The following is a 16839-nucleotide window of genomic DNA, read 5'->3' as shown; positions in this document are numbered from 1 at the left end:
ACTAATCAGTTTCTTTAATAGGCAAAACAGGAAAGGCTCTGTCACTGCCTCCTCCTTGATGTTTTGAAAATTGTACTTTACCATTTTCCAACATAGGATCTAACTCACCATAACAGCTTTCCTTATGAAAGAATGTGTCTGTAAAAGAATCCATTTCTGTTATGAAACCCCAGTCTCCTGTGAACTGACCATAATTTTTGATATATCCTTCATATCGTGGGAATACACCATAACAAAGTTCACTAAATTCAGATGATAGTTCGTCCGCTGTTGGTCTGAGGGCTTGGTCTTTTTGCATACATTTTTTAATGATATCCCAGATTTTTGAAGTTAAGCTTTTAAACTGAGCATTATTCCGGAATGAGGTGATAGGAGTAGTTGGAAGCTGTGCCTTATAGATTTTAGGTACAGCAGAAAGACCACTTCCAAATGGATATTCTCCTGTCATCAATTTATAAAGCATTGCACCCACAGCCCATATATCCGATGAACTGGTTGCATTTGTGGGACCGTTCAACATTTCAGGAGCCATGTAAGGTATAGCACCGAGCATGGTTTGAGAGCCAGTGATAGATTCCTCGTCCTTATATGCCTCCTCAAACTCATCTTCAGCAAGTTTTGCAATCCCAAAGTCAGTTATTTTAAAAAAATAGGATTTGTCATCATTTAACCCCATCATTATGTTACCTGGTTTTAAATCTCTATGTATGACCTTAGCATGATGAGCTGCGGCAACACCTTTGGCAACATGATGACCAAATTGCGCTAATAAATAATGGTCGAAATACCACATCGTATTCTTAAGGACTTTATCTAAGCTTTGCCCCGATATTAATTCTTCGATTAAAAATGCTCTATCACCAATTTCAAGATAATCTAGCGTTTTAGCAACATTAGGGTGATTCACTTTTGCACTCAAAGTCGCACTTCTTTTAAATCTTTTTTCTGCGTGTTTATTTTTAGGGCTTTTTAATGCGATTCTTTTTCTTAGGGTTTTATCAAACGCACAATAGACTTCTTGCATACCCCCTGCAGCTATGTATTCCTCAATGATATAGCGAGAATTCACCACTTCGTTTTCAGAGAAAATCAAACTCATAGGACAACCTCAGGATTGCTAATGTCAAAAGTAATGTATCTTCTGAAAGCTTTCAAATCTGGATGTCCTAGAGTGATGACAGCAGATCCACAAAAATAAAAATTTGTATCTATTTTTGTGTTATTCACATAGACATTTCCATTTACTTCAGTCGCAATAAAATTGTATCCGTCATACCGAATAACGGCTGAATCATTGTTCCCTCCAGAGACTTTTACACCACTGTCAATTTCATTAAGCTCAAGAGTCTTTCCATCAAAAGTTAGAGTCGCTTTATATTTGCCATATAAAAGTTCTTTTTTTAATGATTCATAAATCTCTTTCATTGTTGGTCTATTACTTGGGTCAATTTCTAAACATTGGTCAATTAGGGATAGTAACTCATTATTATCAATGTTAATGTAATTGTTAATCGATTCTGAGCTTTGTTTGGCAACTGGAGGCATCGATAATGAACATTGAGGAGGTTTTTTTGAAACTAAATAATACGCCGTACAACCAAAGGAATAGCAGTCTACAGGTCTGTCAATGACTGGTGGGCTCCAAAAAAGTTCAGGTGCCATAAAACCAGGAGTTCCAATTTGTCCAACCGTTGAAGCTGGGATTTCGTTCTTAGCTAGCCCGAAATCGAAAATTTTCAATATCTTTTCTGAATCAAATTTGACGTTATTAGGTTTAAAATCCCGATGAACTATTTCGCATTCATGAATGTCAGATAGGCCTTTAGCAAGTTGATATAATACTTTTAAATATATTTGGGTATCAGATGGTGTATGATTGAAATTTAATAAATCATTACCAGGTAGATATTCTTCGACGATAGCAACGGGCCTATCTTCATCAAAAATGATATCATAAATTTGAACAAGATGCTTCGATTTTCCTTTTTGAAGTGCTTCAATTTCATCTAATAATCTATCAACTTCACTGAACTCTTGAAGTTTTTTTATTATTACATGCCGTTCAAGATTAGTATCAAAATATAAATCAGCAATACTAAAACCACCCTGTCCTTCTGTATTAACTTTCTGGAATCTTGAGTCAATTAATGAACTCATCCTTTTTTCTCCGGAGGTAGCAAGTCAACTATCAAATCATTCTTATCATCTTTCTTCGGTTTTTTTTTAACTTTCTTTTGAGTCTTCGAGAATTTTTCTTTTTCGATTTTGCTCTGATGATTTAAAAACAATGCTTCCGATTTGTATTGCATCTTCTTCTCATCGTCTGAGCGAATTATAGCATTTTCTTTGTAAAAATTTTCAAATTCGATGGGAACCAAGTAGTTTGTTTCTCTGTCGAAATCATAAATAGTGATTTGTTCTAGTTCTTCAGAATTTTGATCAGTTTTAAGCCTATTAACTGTAATTTTATTAGGACAAATTACTAAAGTCGAATTATCATGACCACTTAACCATTCTGCAATATTAATTATTTTATTAGCTACAGTGTTGTATTTATCAGACACTTTAATAATGCGTTCCATCATATTATTCCCAATATAGTGAGTTCCATCGGTAGTTAAGATGAAGAAACTATCGGTAATCTTTTTGGAATATTCCGTTAAATCAATGATATGTGGTATAAGTTCGTCAGAAGTACCTATAAATTGAGCTAACCTGTTGTCACCTTTAGTGGGATCTTCCCAATTCTCAGAAGAGTTATTATCTAGCTGGCCCAATATAGTGTCATCTTTGCTTACTTGGGTTAATCCATTATTCTGATCAAAATAATAGATTCTGCTATCACCAACATTTACACCGACACAACCATTTTCACTATAAACGATTGCAGAAAGTGTAGAACCTCCTTTATCATTCAACAATTTATTTACTGTAACGTTTGCATGTTCAATGGCACGCCTACATATATCTTTCAGCCCTGAATTATGCACATTCAAAGATAGATAAGCAATAAATGAAGCGATGGCACTAGAAGCGGCTTCTTCACCAGATACCATTCCTCCCATACCATCTGCCAATATGCTAATTGCTAAATTTTTTTTATTAGTAAAATGGTTGGTGATGATGACAAAAGCTGCTCGATCTTGATTCTTCGGACGATTATTTCCAATCGTGGTCTTCAAACTAATCGATTTGTTATGAATCGTGATTGAATTTTCACCACAAGATACCGACTGTCCAAGCCAGTTTTTTAAATATGTATAGAAATGTTCTCTTTTTATTTTATTTTTTTCTTTCATATCAACTTTTTAAAAGGTCAATTTGCCGAGAATATTGAAAAGTAAGTCACGTAACTATCAAACCGTTCTCCTTCTTTCCAGATTATCATCCAATAGTACAACTAAAAGCAACTCTAAATCATCAATTAAAACACAACAGTATTTAAATGCAAGCACTAATAAAAAGTGGTATACCAAAAAACTGATCAGATTGGAAATCTTGTGATACACATTCATTTTCAGATTGTTTAGGAATATCCAGTATTCAAGCGATATATAGACAACAAAACGAACGTTTTTATCTTGAATTATTATAGAAGAAACTCCGTGACCTTCTTATTCAAATACATGAAAATAAACTCAGAATAAGGGTTTATTTGAACATTGAGAATAAGGAGGCGCCATTATGACCGAAAACAAAACCATCGCATACCTGAGAGTATCAACTGATGGTCAAGACCTGAAGAATCAAAAATTAGATATTTTGGACTATGCTCAGAAGCATTCTTTTACCATCAACGACTGGATTGAGGTTAAAGTATCCAGCAGGAAGAGTACCAAAGAAAGATTGGTTGATCAGCTTTTAGATCAACTTGAAACCGGGGACTGTCTCATCGTGTCAGAATTATCCCGGCTTGGCCGTTCAGTCTCCCAAATAATAGCTATTGTCGATGAACTGATAAAAAAGAAGGTTAAGGTTATTATCATCAAGCAGGGTATGATTATTAATGGTAAAAATGATATCCAAACAAAGACCATGATTACCATGTTTTCACTCTTTGCTGAGATTGAAAGAGATTTGATATCGGAAAGAACTAAGATGGGATTAGCACGAGCAAAAGCAGAAGGAAAGCTGATAGGAAGACCTACTGGTAAGGGTAAAAGCAAATTGGATGGTAAAGAAAATGATATCCAGGGGATGCTTCAAAAAGGTGTCAGTCGTGCTTCTATCTCGAAATTGATGGGTTGTTCTTGGCCTACTTTGAATCATTTTATTGTAACAAGGGGTTTATCTGTTTGATTATTATTTAAAAAATCTGGATTTCATCTGACAGAAGATCTCAAATGTCAAAGCACTATGCTCACATAAAGATGAATCGAAAAGTCCTTACAATTTATCCATTACAATGATTGTTATGTGTTTTTAACATAGGGCAAGATTTTGTTACTTGCAGTCTACTCGGTCTGCTAACGATAATTTTAACAGCTTGCTCTGTCTATTTGTTTGTATTCATACTGTGTCAGGATTCTTCATACGTTTCTTTTCGATTAATATACCAATCACAGTTTCTCTATCATCATAGAAATCCTCTAAGATCCTTTGAGCATAGTGTTTGGCAAGTTCTACATCGTCAGCAACGATTTTACGCCATTCATCATGTAAAACATCATTGCCTAACACTCGAATTTCATTGTGTGCTCTTTTTCTGCGGGGTTCAGTTAACACACCATCATTTGCAGCTTTATCTATTTTCCCAGCTAAAGTACCTTTTAAGTATCCATTTGCTTTTAGAGTTTTTTCTAGAACAGAACGAAATAAAGCTGAGGAAGCCCTAAAGGCTCCAAAGCCTGAACATAGCTCGGCCTCTCTAAATTCTGTTTTAATATCATCAGGGGTATCTGATGGAAGGGACGCTTGTTCAACTGATATTGGATAAAATTCACCTATAGTGCCATCAACAACTTTCCCATTATCATGAATAGCAGCTAAACCTCCTCTTTTACATGATGCACACCTAAGGAGACGGTATAAAATACGACTATATTTTTTCCCTTCATATTCGTGATGTCGATCAACAATTATTGTTTCAAGCTCACGACCACTCGTTTTATGTTCAAAGCTAGTATGTGTCTTGCAATCAGGGCAATACGCTATGACATCTCCATTTTGATATTTTGTATTCACTACATCCTCCTTTAAATCCTAAGCAAGTAATTAAACAATTCTAAATATTCTGTAACTTTTAAAGATATTCGATCAGCTTAATGGAAATTAACTTTATTCTTAATTTAGTTGCAAGTTCATTTTTTAAAACTATAATTTTTTAGTTATCTGAATCACCTCTCAGATAGAATTCAGCTTTTGACATCTTCTTAACGGCAATCCTCTTTGTATTCTTCTTTTATTCTGAACGTGGCTTTCTGTTGATATCTTCCAAAGATTCATTAAGTTATAGATATATTAAAAATAATAAAAAATGTTTATCCCAAAGAAGTGCTATGGGGTATATTGGGATAATGAGAATGTTTGCCGTTAACTTGAAAAATCGTTATCCCAAGAAAAAGTGTGTGATATCAGGCTCGATTGATACCCTGTTCATTTTTATAACACCCAGATACCATAATTGAAGGAATTGGGAGTTCGACTTTTAAATGGACGTATGACCACTTGGAAAATACCGATTATTTATAATACCAAAGTGGATAAGGAAGCAGTTGCTGTTAAATATTAAAATGAGATAGAGGGTGATGAAAAAAGGGCCAGCTACTATTGCAGTGACTGGCCCTGTTTATTGGTTATTATATGCCGATATTCAGTCCTCTCAGGTCTTTCCCATTAACCTGAATTCCACTCCTTTTAAGTGCTTGAGCAAAGGCTGTGAGCTTCCATTCGGATGGCTCCGGGAGTTGAACCTGGCGAGGTTTGCTGTTAAAACCCAGCCAGACATATTCTGGGGTGATATCGGTAATCCAGTTGGTAAATACATCCAGATCGAAGTCCATCACTGGCTCTATCGTTACTACTTTTCGCAGATAATTCAAATTCAGAAACTGCTGATACCTCTCGGACGGTATTGGTGCCTTCGAAACAGTTGCATATCCTGTGTCTCGATTAGTTTCCAGAGTCGTTACCACGATCACATTCGACGGGAAGTATGGTATGAACTGTTCAAAATACTCTGGTTGTCTGGACTGAAAATAGTACTGTTTATAAGGACATCTTTGGTTGTGATTAGCAATAGCATTGATTATCTGATGCGTATAAGTGGGGTCACAAAATGAGATGTCACCATTACCGCAAACAAAAACAATTTCTGCACTAGGTATTTTACCTAGCCTCTCTGGGTGGTAATGCGGTTTATAATCATAACAATCTTTACACCGATTCTTTTGACGTTTCGCCTGTGCTTGAAAAGTTGGTCTGCAACAACTGCAGTTAAACCTACAACCTTTAAATGGGTTCCAAGTCTTTGCTTTAGCATACATTCGATTCATAATAAATTTTCCTTTTTTGTCTTAAATACTCCTTAAAAGTTGATTAAAAGTTTCATTGCTCATAGTTCACCTGAATCTTTTATATCTATACAAAAATTATTGTATGAGTTGTTTGATGGGGCCTGATACTAATGCTGAATTTCTTAAGAAGGGTCCGAAAACATCGCTTAACTGAGGGATGATTTTTAGGTTGTCATCTGGAGGGAGAAGAAAAACTTTGGATATTGGATACTCTCAATCATTTTATTAAACAAGTGATTTATCTATTTGATCCTTATTTAACGGCGATCTTCTTTGTTTTCTTCTATTCTTCTAAATCATAGCACGGTGTTGATACACTTTAAAATTTCAGTAGCTTATAGATATAATAAATAATATTTATCCCTGAGAAGTGCTACGGTTATACTGGGAAAAGGAGACTTTTGCCGTTAAATAAAGAATAAGCAACAGATTGAAGTTTTACCCATCATATTCATAAAATCGTTTACTAAAGTTATGTTGATAAGCAGTATATGGTATTCCTTGATCCATTAAAAAAATTTCAGCAAGTCCTATCTCATGATTACTTAGGTGTTCATACAGCTTGTTCGGATTTTGATTAGTATCGGATCCTTTTGATATATCTGCAACGAACACTTTAAAATCAATATATTCTTTCATTAACGGCTTATAACTCTTTTGTAATACATTCTCAATGTTCAGCTCTTCGTCCAAACAATTTTTTCCCATACTGAATTGAATTATCGCTTGTTTCAAATCATTATTAAATTTACAGTCCCAAGCGATATCACCAGTCTCCTTTTCATAGATACAATATTGAATAATGCTACAAATCCTTTGATAATCAAGTTTCTCCTGTTTAATGGCTTTCTCCACGGGAGTAATCACAAAGTGTACTTCTATGGTATGGACTATTGGTATAATCTCAATCTGGTTTCCCATTTGATTTTCCATCGGGTAATAATCTTTCATCAGATTATTTATCAGGCTTATTGTATCTTCATTGAAATTGTAGAATTCAAAAAGGTTATTCTTAGCATGATCAAAAGTAACTCTATGGCTTATTGGTGGTTGTCCTTGATCAATTAAAAACTCACTTGTTTTGTGAAGTTGTGCTTCATTAAAGGGGTTATTTATATGATTGGTAGCTTTCTTCTTAAGGAGTTCAAGTAATGTTGTATTTCTGGCTTCTTCTTCATTATTCTCTTTTTGTCTGAATGAAATGGAAACCTTGTTAATAATTTCTTTAACATTGAATTTAAACAAATGTGTATGAGAATTTAAAGCAGGTGAATAATCAACATCGTCCATATGACCATCCTTATGATATTAATAATAAAGTATTATAAATTGATAACCCTGTTCATTTCTATAGCTCCCGGGAGCCGAAGTCAAGAAGTTGGGGTCCAACTTTGGAATGAACATTTTTACCATCTGGAAAATACCAATTATTTATAATGCCAAGATGGACTAGTGTAGTATCAATTTAAAAATCATCAAACAGGAACTCCGATGGCATCTCGAAGATTTTGCCGTTAAGGAATAATTTCCCAGTTAACAGAGCTTTAAATGCAGTTTCAAATAAGTGAGTCTCACAACAGGAGTAAGAGATAAAACACTTTGCAAATTTATCTACAGAGGAGATATTCTTCATTCTTGTCAACTTATCAATCGTTTCTAGTACTTCAAGAATATTCGCTTTACATACAAATATACCTTTTTCCATTCTTCGAACATAGTTTTTTATAAATCTATGATGGTTAAATATCTTGAACTTTAACGGCTGATAAACTGTATCACAGTCCATTTTCAATACATCTCTAATGGAAATTATCTTCTTATTCTTCAGCCAGTTTCGTTTATATACGATTTCCAGTCTGGCATACTTGATATTTCCATTATCATCTTCTTTTTTATACAGTCTCAATGCTTTTGACTTTGTAGACCTCGGATTACCAGCATATTCCGTATCATCATAATTCAAGTTCAACGGTTTACTTCTTGAGGAGTGGGATAAAACATATTTACTTTTCAAAGCAGAATAAAGTGTATGTATATTAGGCCCATAGAAGTCAACAGTACACTCCAACATAGCAACGTGATGTTGTATCGGATGAAGGAGATTTGAAAAGTGTTGAAGGAGTAATGCATCGGGGTCATCAATCCGCAACCAAATATAATTCCCTTTGAAGAAGTGAATGTACTTGATTTTATACATACGGTTGTTGAAGGTGAAGTTATAGACTTTTACCAAAGAAGAAGGTGTTTTGTAAAAAGTAGGTGAAGAAGACTTTACCATGATCTCTGTAAGTATCTTTAATAATAGATTGTAGTCATATTTGATTGAGAAAATGATGAAGTCTATAGATGTATAAAATTTAATTTTTTTAAACTTGTAAAGATAATTATTGGAGACACAACTCTTGATCAACTGGTTATTCAACCCCTCATTATTTTTTTGATGTAATGTCATTATATATTTCCTTAACATTTGAATCGTTTGATGATTTCACACAGCAGGTTTGTTTGCTCATTCTTTGTGTGACACTCTCCGGACTTATCGTGAGTATTATATCTATATATTATTATTATTTTTGCGAATGCTGAGTGGTGGAAAATGATGTGGTCTGAGTATATGGAATGAGATGTCCATGATGGAATGTTCAACCAGATGGGAAAGATTTGTTGAAGACAAACAATACATTTTGATCAATCTGTAGTCCGAGTGTATCTTGCAGGGATAACATTATTGATTATCCCTTATTACCTAAAAGTTACAAGCGCTACGGATCTCATTCTATTTACAGCACTTTTCTGTAAAGCTCGGTGAGTTTAATGATCCGTAGCTTACTGGATATACAAGATTATTTAACTCATACTACAACCTTTTCAATGGTCACTTTCTGGTCTATTTAATATCTATATAAAATTTATTATTCCAACTATATAGAGCAATGATCTATTAAATGATGACCAATGAGTCACTTTACCCATGGGAAGGATACTGATTCATAGTCTGCCATACTATCCCACGGTAAATTTGCATTTGGATAATCAATCTTCGCTATAACTTCTAACAATACTTTTTTCTCCCAGGTCGTATAATGACGTGCTCGTGTTGTCTTTTGTTCATGTCCGAAAATCTTGTTAACGATTGCAGTTTTAACTGGTGGTCTATAATTGTCAAGAAAGGTCCCAACCGTATGACGGAAACAATAGAGCACTTTGTCTGGATCAGTTATTCCACATTTTTCTATGTAAGATGTTCTATAGTCTTTTTTAGATCTTTCATTAAACCATCTGGTAACTTTACTGTTTCTTGGTTTATGTTCTCCTCTGCTATTTTTGTTTTTTAAGTCGGGGAACAGTTGTTTTTCTCCTACGGTCTTCAAATATTTAATATATTTCTTTAGTCCTATTTGAATCAGCTTTGGGTGGACAGGGATTTTTCTGTTACTTGCAGAGTTCTTTACATTTGTAATCATTTCGCCAGTAGTGTTGTCATGCTTTTCCCTGATATGAAAACATAGAATACCTTCTGTTTCATAAATGTCATCAAGGAATAGTTGGCATACTTCTTCAAGTCGGCATCCAGAATACATCATGAATATGGGTACCCAAAATCTCCAAGCCCATTTTACTTCAAAGTCTTTTTTTAGAAACAGATCAGTGTTAAAAAATTGCTCTATTTCTTGATCAGTAAATGGTTTTCGCTTCTTCTCTTTCTTCTTCCGAGTAGGTTTGTTTAGAAAGTGATTTTTTGAAACGAACTCTTCTTCTTCGGCGTAACGGAATAGTCCGCCAATAAGATTTGAATAGGTTTTAAAAGTAGATGATGATAGTCTTTCATTTTCTAATTTTGCAATTTCACTGTTCCGACATTTAGTAATTATCTGTTTCATAGACAGATTCGGATACTTTTTCTTCAGGCTAGTTGGGATGATTGACAATATTTCCCATACTTCTCTTGCATGGTCTTTAGTTATAGAATTTATAGGGAACTTTTTATCTCCCAACACAACTTCAAATATTTCAATTATACGATCATAGTTTTCAGTATATCCCTTTATGGTTCTTGGGCTCCATTTCTTCTCAACCTTAATTTTCAATGTTGTATATTTAGAGATTAATTCTTTGACTGTCATCTCTGGTATTGATGAACCAGGGTCTACAGCTTCTTTTGAAGTGTCATATGGGGCTAATGGTCGCGAACCTATGGTAAGATCATTCCTAAACGTTCTTTTCTTTTCATCCAACCGATACAGCATCTCAAGAGCCTGTTTACAAATTCTTTTATAGTCATCACTGTCGTGATCAACTTTAATTCCATGATGCTTGAGGATGTTATTAACAAAGTCAGTAACAGTTTTAGTTTTATGGTAAGTGTCCTCAAATTCTTTTTTATCAAGTTCGAAATGATATGATGGATATGGTCCTGAAGGTGCTTCACCGAGAAACGTTTCAGCTCCTGGCATTATAGCCTCTAATGAATCATGATCGTAAAAATCAAATCCAGTTTTATGGACTTGGTTAACATACTTTTCAAATAGCTTTTCAGCTATTTTATCGAGTAACTGTTTAGTTTCAATCCAGTTCATTTTACCTTCAACGATTGCGGGAAAAAGTTGCTGTTCAGCAATTCTTCTAAATTCCTGGGCCATTATTACAGCTATCTTACGATCATTCGTTCTAAGTGACCTTCTTACTTCTTTTTTTTTAAAAATATGACGTATACGCTTTGGAAACACAAGTTGAAAATAATAAATTCCAAACCGATTCTTTACCAGATAAGATGGAAAACGCATGAGAATACCTAATGCAGATATGCAGGTGTGACACAAAGTATGACACCAAAGTATGACACTGATGTAGAGGTGTATAAATACGAAAGGGCCTATTGAAAGATCTTTAATGATTTCAATAGGCCCCACTGTATTATCTGGTAGCGACGCAGAGATTTGAACTCCGGACCCTGCGGATATGAGCCGCATGCTCTGACCAACTGAGCTACGTCGCCGAAAAACCTGGAATAAATATCATGAATATGTTTTGATTGTCAATGTTTAATTTTTTAATTACCTGTTTTTTATTTTTCAAATCCAGTTACTTTAACGGTGAAATTCTGTAGATTCTCAGGAAGATCGGAAAATACAACCATAAACGGAATACTGGCTCCGGGCTTTACATTGCTGTTTGTGTCGTGCATTCCCTCTTTGACGGCAAGAAGCGTATTGATATCTGAAATATTGCCGGTTTTCAGCATCTCTTCTGTTATGATATTCCCGCAAAAGGTATTTTTTGTTTTCGCTTCCATCTTGTCTTTTGTGATCAGCGCCCCTCGAATTTCAATATGGCTTAAGGCAATATTTGAAGGATTTTCTACTCTTCCTGTAATTATAAACAGGGTGCCGGCAGTTGAATTGGTGACAAATCTTCCGTTAACGCTTTCTTGATTGGGAACAGGCCTGGCTTCCGGTATTTCAGGAGCCGATTTTTTAAGCAATTGTTCAATATAAGGGAGTTTGATATCAGAAATATAGGGTATTTTATAGCCGGTCAGGGTGCCTGCAATATTGGCGCTGATAAACAAAAGGAAGATCAGCACTAATACGAGCGCGAATGCCCCAAGGGATTTTGTTTTTCTTTTTGGTTTTGACGGCTTATCCATAATGGGTTCCGGTTCTTCGACAAGGACTGTTTTTCCTCCCAGAGTATTATCTGTTCCTATGGTTTCTTTATCCCTTATGGTTTTTTGATCAAGGAAATCATCTTCCGGTTCGGTTTCCTGCTCTAAAACATCATCGTATTCTGAAAAATCATCTTCCAGTGTTATTACAGGAGGCACCTCTTCTTCTTTTCCTGCATCTGTTTCTTCAAGCGAAAGGATGGAATCTTCCTGATCTGATTCAATCTGATCTGATTCAATCTGATCTGATTCAATCTGATCGGGTTCAATCTGATCGGGTTCAATCTGATCGGGTTCGGTTTCTATTTCAAGTTGGATCTGCTCTGTTTCATCATCAAGGATATCTGGCGTTTCATTTTCAGAATCATCTTCAATATCGAATTCAAGTTCAAAGTCAGCTTCATCTGTTGTATTTTCCATTTTTAAAACAGGTTCGCTGTTTTCCATGGCTAAAGAGGTAGGCTCATCTTCAATTATTTCATCTTCGACTTTTTCAAATTCAATACCGTCAAATTCAATGCCGTCAAAGTCTTTTTCAGGGGAATCTTCAAAGTCGATACTTTCATCCCCAAAGTCTAAACGGCCTTCTCCCAAATCAAGTTCCGGGGATTGATCATCTTCAAACTCTAAACGGCTCTCATCTAATTCGAGTTTTTGGGATTGATCGTCCTCAAATTCCAAAGGACTCTCATCAATTTCAAACTCTTGGGAGTCATCGTCCTCAAGCTCTAAATGGTCTTCTTCCAACTCAAATTCATAAGATTCATCGTTTTCAAAGTCTAAATTGCTCTCTTCCAATTCAAAATCCTGGGATTCATCATCTTTATCCAATTCAAATTCAGTCTCTTCAAAGGAAAAGTCATCATCGGCTTCCAGGTCTAACCCCTGCGGCTCAAAGTCTGTGTCCTTTATTTCCAGATCAGGACTTTCCATTGAAAGATCGGAATCATTTAAAGAAAAATCAATATCTTCGTTTTCAAAGTCAGAAGGGGAGTTAAACTCAATATTAAAATCCGGTGATTCTTCAGGCGTTTGTTCGGTCTCTACGGGCAATGGATATGCAGTAAAAATATCTTTGCAAACACTGCAGCGAACTTTTGAACCGCCTGGTTTGACAAGAGAATCGTCAAGTTTGAAACTTGTTGAACACTTAGTGCAGGTAACGATCATTGGAGTCCCCTTATTCCTATAGTTTCAGGTCATAGATGGCAGGAAGATTTCTATATTTTTCATCATAGTCAAGTCCATAACCAACAATAAACCCTTTTTCAAGTGAAAAACATGAATAGTCAACATCAATTTTTACTTCACGTCGCTCGTGTTTGTCAATCAAAGCACAGATTTTAATGGATTTGGGATTTGATTTTTTTATGAATTCGGTTATTTTTAAGAGTGTGTTGCCTGTATCCATAATGTCTTCCACGAGCAGGACATCCCTGTTTTCAAGCTCTAAATCCGGCTTTTTTGTGAAAACAATCTGTCCGGTTGAAGCGGTTCCTTTATAGGAAGAAGCTCCTAAAAAATCAATCTCATGGTCAATGGAAATCTGACGTGTCAAGTCTGCCATAAAAACAAATGATCCTTTTAACACCCCGATTAGAACCAGATCTTTGTCTTTATAATCAATGGAGATTTTTTGTCCGATTTTTTTTAATTGCTTTTTTATCTCTTGTTCAGAGATTAAAAGAATAAATTCAGGCATGTTGTGATTCGTCATCCTGTTTTTTTAAGTTACAGTCCTGTTTTTTCCAGCTGTTGAATCAGTTTTTTTTGTTTTTCCGTAAGTTCTTTTGGGATGGTTATGTTAATCACAACAAAGAGATCACCGCAACCATCTCCTTTCATTTGGGGAATCCCGTGCTTTGGGATACGCATTTTTGACTTGTGGTTTGTTCCGGCAGGAACCTTAAGGTTGATAGCGGTTCCGTCAGGGGTCAAAACTTCTATGGTGTCTCCGAGTAATGCCTGGGTGAGTTTGACCTGCTTTGAAAGCAGAACATCATTTCCTTCAATGGTATATCCGTCTGAAGAAATTGGATTGGATTTAATATACAGATTTCCGGCAGGTCCTCCATGGGGACTTATTTCGCCTTTTCCGGCAAGTCTTATTTTTTTGCCCCGGGTCAGTCCCTTGGGGATTTTTACTTCTATGGCCTTGGCCGTACCGCCTTGGTTGATTGTAATCGTTTTTTTTGTGCCGTTGATAATTTCATGGATGGTCAAGGGAATTTCATATTCAATATCTTTTCCCTTCATTTGAGCTTGCTGTTGTTGCCCAAAGCCTCCTCCTCCCATATTTTGGAAAAACGGGTTGCCCCCCATGCCGGACCTTCTTTGCTGGCCGCCTCTTCCAAAGGCAGAAGAAAATCCGCCGCCCCGGGAGCCGCCAAATCCGAATTCTTTTAAAATATCACCCATATCAAAGTTCCTGAAAATATCTTCCTGGGAAAACCGTTGCTGGAAATCGGCTGATCCATAGGTGTCATACTGATTTCTTTTTTCAGGATCACTCAAGACAGCATATGCCTCACTGATTTTTTTGAATTTGTCTTCCAGTGCTTTATCACCTTCTGTCTTGTCGGGATGATATTTCAATGCAAGTTTCCGGTATGCTTTTTTTATCTCGGCTGCACTGGCTTTTTTATCAATACCTAGAATCGTGTAATAATCATCGGCCATTTATCAATCCTTTTGCATTTTAATACAATTATTTTAATAATTTATGTCTATTATAGTAAGGGTAAAATGTTTCAAGTCAAGCATTGTTTTTTATTTTGAAATGCACAAATTGCAACCATTAATACTGATATGGCAGCCGGTGTCATCCCGTCAATCCGGGATGCCTGTCCTAATGAATTGGGAAGAATTCGGCACAATTTTTCTCTGAGTTCATTGGAAAGACCATGTGTTTTGGAATAATCAAAATTTTTGGGTACTTTTATTTTTTCCAGGTCTTTGTATTTTTTTATTTCATTGAGCTGCCTCTGGATATATCCTTCATATTTTATTTGGATCTCAACTTGTTGCTCAGTTCTTTTTAAAACAGGTTCCGGCAGCGGGCAGATTTCTTTTAAAGATGCATAATCAAGTTGCGCACGTTTTAAAAGCTGTTCGAGTTTTACTCCGGTTGTTATTGGGTTTGTGCTTTTGGCCTGCAAGAAATCATTCACTGTTTCAGTGGGCTTTACGATTGTTGTTTTAATTCGTTGAATTTCTTGTTTTGTCTGAGCTTGAATTTCTTTACAGAAATTTAAGGTGTCTTCATCTACAAGCCCCAGGTAATGTCCGATCTGCGACAACCGCAAATCCGCATTGTCTTCTCTGAGCAGCAACCTGTATTCCGCCCTGGAGGTAAACATTCTGTACGGTTCATTTGTTCCTCTTGTGACAAGGTCATCCACCATAACGCCCATATACCCTTGTGAGCGGTCCAGCAAAAAGGGTTCTCTTTTCAGGACAGTGCAGGCAGCATTAATTCCCGCCCACAAACCTTGGGCACCTGCTTCTTCATATCCTGAAGTGCCGTTGATCTGTCCGGCTAAAAAAAGGCCTTTGATTTTTTTGGTTTCAAGGGCTGCGGATAATTCAAGGGGATTGACATAGTCATATTCAATGGCATAGGCCGGTCGCATAATTCTGGCGGCTTCAAGGCCTTTGACGGACCGGACAACCTTGTACTGGATCTCCAGCGGCAGGCTGTTGCCAAGTCCTGAGGCATAAATTTCCTTTGAGTTTATGCCTTCGTATTCAAGGATGACGTGGTGAGATTCCCGGTCTGGAAATTTAACGATTTTATCTTCAAATGAAGGGCAGTACCTGGCTGACTTCCCTTTGATATGGCCCCCGTAAAGTGCCGAGTATTTCAGGTTCTGCCTGATAATCTCATGGGTTTTTTGATTTGTATTGCCCATGAAGCTTGGCAGCAGAGGATTGGAAATGGTTGTTGTTGAAAAAGAGAACGGTTTGGGTGTGTCATCCGAGGCATGGATATTAAATTGGGAAAAATCAATACTGTCCGCATGAAGCCTTGGCGGAGTGCCGGTTTTCATTCTTCCCATGTTAAAATCAAGGTCTGCAAGATTTTGTGCAAGGCTGATGGATGAAAATTCTCCGGCCCTGCCTGCCTCGATTTTTGATGCGCCTATGTGAACAGTTCCTTTAAGAAAGGTTCCTGTTGCAATGACAATGGCCCGGGTGGTATATTCAAAACCAGTATGGTCAATAAGACCTGTTACGGTATTATTTTCCAGAACCAGTTCCTGGGCCATGGCCTGCTTTAAATCAAGATTTTTTGTTTGTTCAATGGCCGCCTTCATGTTCCTTGAATACAGGGATTTATCATTTTGTGTTCTTGTTGAATGAACGGCAGGGCCTTTGCGTGTATTTAATGTCCGGTATTGAATGGCGGAAGAATCCGTGATTTTGGCCATTTGACCGCCAAGGGCATCAATTTCCTTAACCAGCTGTCCTTTTGCCATGCCGCCGATTGAAGGGCTGCAGGGCATGGACGCAATTTTGTCCATGTCAATGGTTAACAGCAAGGTGTCGCATCCCATGCGGGCAGAGGCAAGGGCAGCTTCACATCCGGCATGGCCGGCACCGATAACAATGACATCATATGCTTTAAAATTAAAATTCATAACCTCATAATATATAATC

The 16839-nt window shown here is 36.4% G+C and carries 13 protein-coding genes and 1 tRNA gene; 1 reads left to right on the top strand and 13 read right to left on the bottom strand.

The window, feature by feature from the left end; genetic code table 11:
* Nucleotide 1: 1 nt before the first annotated feature.
* From BLT94_RS14095 to BLT94_RS14085, 3 genes are read right to left on the bottom strand one after another with little or no spacing between them, the layout of a single operon-like run.
* The gene (locus tag BLT94_RS14095; protein WP_092235359.1) at nt 2-1099 is read right to left on the bottom strand and encodes a serine/threonine-protein kinase; all 1098 of its coding nucleotides are present in this window, start codon (nt 1097-1099) and stop codon (nt 2-4) included.
* Entirely contained in the window at nt 1096-2157 is a 1062-nt protein-coding gene (locus BLT94_RS14090) for a serine/threonine-protein kinase (protein WP_092235357.1), read from the bottom strand. The genes BLT94_RS14095 and BLT94_RS14090 overlap by 4 nt, the downstream gene beginning before the upstream one ends.
* Nucleotides 2154-3299, bottom strand: a complete 1146-nt coding sequence (locus BLT94_RS14085; protein WP_092235354.1) for a PP2C family protein-serine/threonine phosphatase — start codon at nt 3297-3299, stop codon at nt 2154-2156. Before BLT94_RS14085 ends, BLT94_RS14090 begins: the two co-directional genes overlap by 4 nt.
* Before the next feature lie 385 nt (nt 3300-3684).
* On the opposite strand from BLT94_RS14085, the gene BLT94_RS14080 reads away from it, so the two are divergent.
* Nucleotides 3685-4299: a recombinase family protein gene (locus tag BLT94_RS14080; protein ID WP_092235351.1), complete on the top strand. Its 615-nt coding sequence runs from the start codon at nt 3685-3687 to the stop codon at nt 4297-4299.
* Nucleotides 4300-4509: 210 nt separating this feature from the next.
* Here the strand turns inward: BLT94_RS14080 and BLT94_RS21795 are convergent, their stop codons facing one another.
* The 10 genes from BLT94_RS21795 to mnmG form a co-directional block, all read right to left on the bottom strand.
* The gene (locus BLT94_RS21795) at nt 4510-5184 is read right to left on the bottom strand and encodes a DUF4145 domain-containing protein (protein ID WP_139169037.1); all 675 of its coding nucleotides are present in this window, start codon (nt 5182-5184) and stop codon (nt 4510-4512) included.
* A 614-nt stretch (nt 5185-5798) separates the two neighbouring features.
* On the bottom strand, nt 5799-6494 hold the full coding sequence (locus BLT94_RS14070; protein WP_092235349.1) for a hypothetical protein: 696 nt from the start codon (nt 6492-6494) through the stop codon (nt 5799-5801).
* A gap of 459 nt (nt 6495-6953) precedes the next feature.
* Nucleotides 6954-7805 (bottom strand): hypothetical protein, encoded by an 852-nt coding sequence (locus BLT94_RS14065; protein WP_092235346.1) that lies wholly within the window; start codon nt 7803-7805, stop codon nt 6954-6956.
* Between the two features lie 175 nt (nt 7806-7980).
* A complete protein-coding gene (locus BLT94_RS14060) occupies nt 7981-8664 on the bottom strand; it encodes a hypothetical protein (RefSeq protein ID WP_139169036.1) in 684 nt (227 codons plus the stop codon).
* An 811-nt stretch (nt 8665-9475) separates the two neighbouring features.
* On the bottom strand, nt 9476-11299 hold the full coding sequence (locus tag BLT94_RS14055) for a site-specific integrase (protein ID WP_092235340.1): 1824 nt from the start codon (nt 11297-11299) through the stop codon (nt 9476-9478).
* Between the two features lie 135 nt (nt 11300-11434).
* Nucleotides 11435-11511: transfer RNA gene (locus BLT94_RS14050), tRNA-Met, on the bottom strand.
* Nucleotides 11512-11580: 69 nt separating this feature from the next.
* Nucleotides 11581-13350 (bottom strand): zinc-ribbon domain-containing protein, encoded by a 1770-nt coding sequence (locus tag BLT94_RS14045; protein WP_092235613.1) that lies wholly within the window; start codon nt 13348-13350, stop codon nt 11581-11583.
* A gap of 16 nt (nt 13351-13366) precedes the next feature.
* Entirely contained in the window at nt 13367-13882 is a 516-nt protein-coding gene (gene hpt, locus BLT94_RS14040; RefSeq protein ID WP_092235337.1) for a hypoxanthine phosphoribosyltransferase, read from the bottom strand.
* 29 nt (nt 13883-13911) lie between these two features.
* Nucleotides 13912-14859, bottom strand: coding sequence for a DnaJ C-terminal domain-containing protein (locus BLT94_RS14035; RefSeq protein WP_092235334.1), 948 nt, complete (start codon nt 14857-14859; stop codon nt 13912-13914).
* Between the two features lie 71 nt (nt 14860-14930).
* On the bottom strand, nt 14931-16820 hold the full coding sequence (gene mnmG / locus BLT94_RS14030; RefSeq protein WP_092235331.1) for a tRNA uridine-5-carboxymethylaminomethyl(34) synthesis enzyme MnmG: 1890 nt from the start codon (nt 16818-16820) through the stop codon (nt 14931-14933).
* Nucleotides 16821-16839: the final 19 nt, after the last annotated feature.

This window comes from Desulfobacula phenolica, assembly GCF_900105645.1.
Classification (GTDB): Bacteria; Desulfobacterota; Desulfobacteria; order Desulfobacterales; family Desulfobacteraceae; genus Desulfobacula; species Desulfobacula toluolica.
This window is presented reverse-complemented; position numbering and strand designations above follow the sequence as displayed.

Coding starts and splice junctions, on each gene's coding strand:
- BLT94_RS14095 (WP_092235359.1), bottom strand. CDS start 1,099: ATGAGTTTGATTTTCTCTGAAAACGAAGTGGTGAATTCTCGCTATATC.
- BLT94_RS14090 (WP_092235357.1), bottom strand. CDS start 2,157: ATGAGTTCATTAATTGACTCAAGATTCCAGAAAGTTAATACAGAAGGA.
- BLT94_RS14085 (WP_092235354.1), bottom strand. CDS start 3,299: ATGAAAGAAAAAAATAAAATAAAAAGAGAACATTTCTATACATATTTA.
- BLT94_RS14080 (WP_092235351.1), top strand. CDS start 3,685: ATGACCGAAAACAAAACCATCGCATACCTGAGAGTATCAACTGATGGT.
- BLT94_RS14070 (WP_092235349.1), bottom strand. CDS start 6,494: ATGAATCGAATGTATGCTAAAGCAAAGACTTGGAACCCATTTAAAGGT.
- BLT94_RS14065 (WP_092235346.1), bottom strand. CDS start 7,805: ATGGACGATGTTGATTATTCACCTGCTTTAAATTCTCATACACATTTG.
- BLT94_RS14055 (WP_092235340.1), bottom strand. CDS start 11,299: ATGCGTTTTCCATCTTATCTGGTAAAGAATCGGTTTGGAATTTATTAT.
- BLT94_RS14045 (WP_092235613.1), bottom strand. CDS start 13,350: ATGATCGTTACCTGCACTAAGTGTTCAACAAGTTTCAAACTTGACGAT.
- hpt (WP_092235337.1), bottom strand. CDS start 13,882: ATGCCTGAATTTATTCTTTTAATCTCTGAACAAGAGATAAAAAAGCAA.
- BLT94_RS14035 (WP_092235334.1), bottom strand. CDS start 14,859: ATGGCCGATGATTATTACACGATTCTAGGTATTGATAAAAAAGCCAGT.
- mnmG (WP_092235331.1), bottom strand. CDS start 16,820: ATGAATTTTAATTTTAAAGCATATGATGTCATTGTTATCGGTGCCGGC.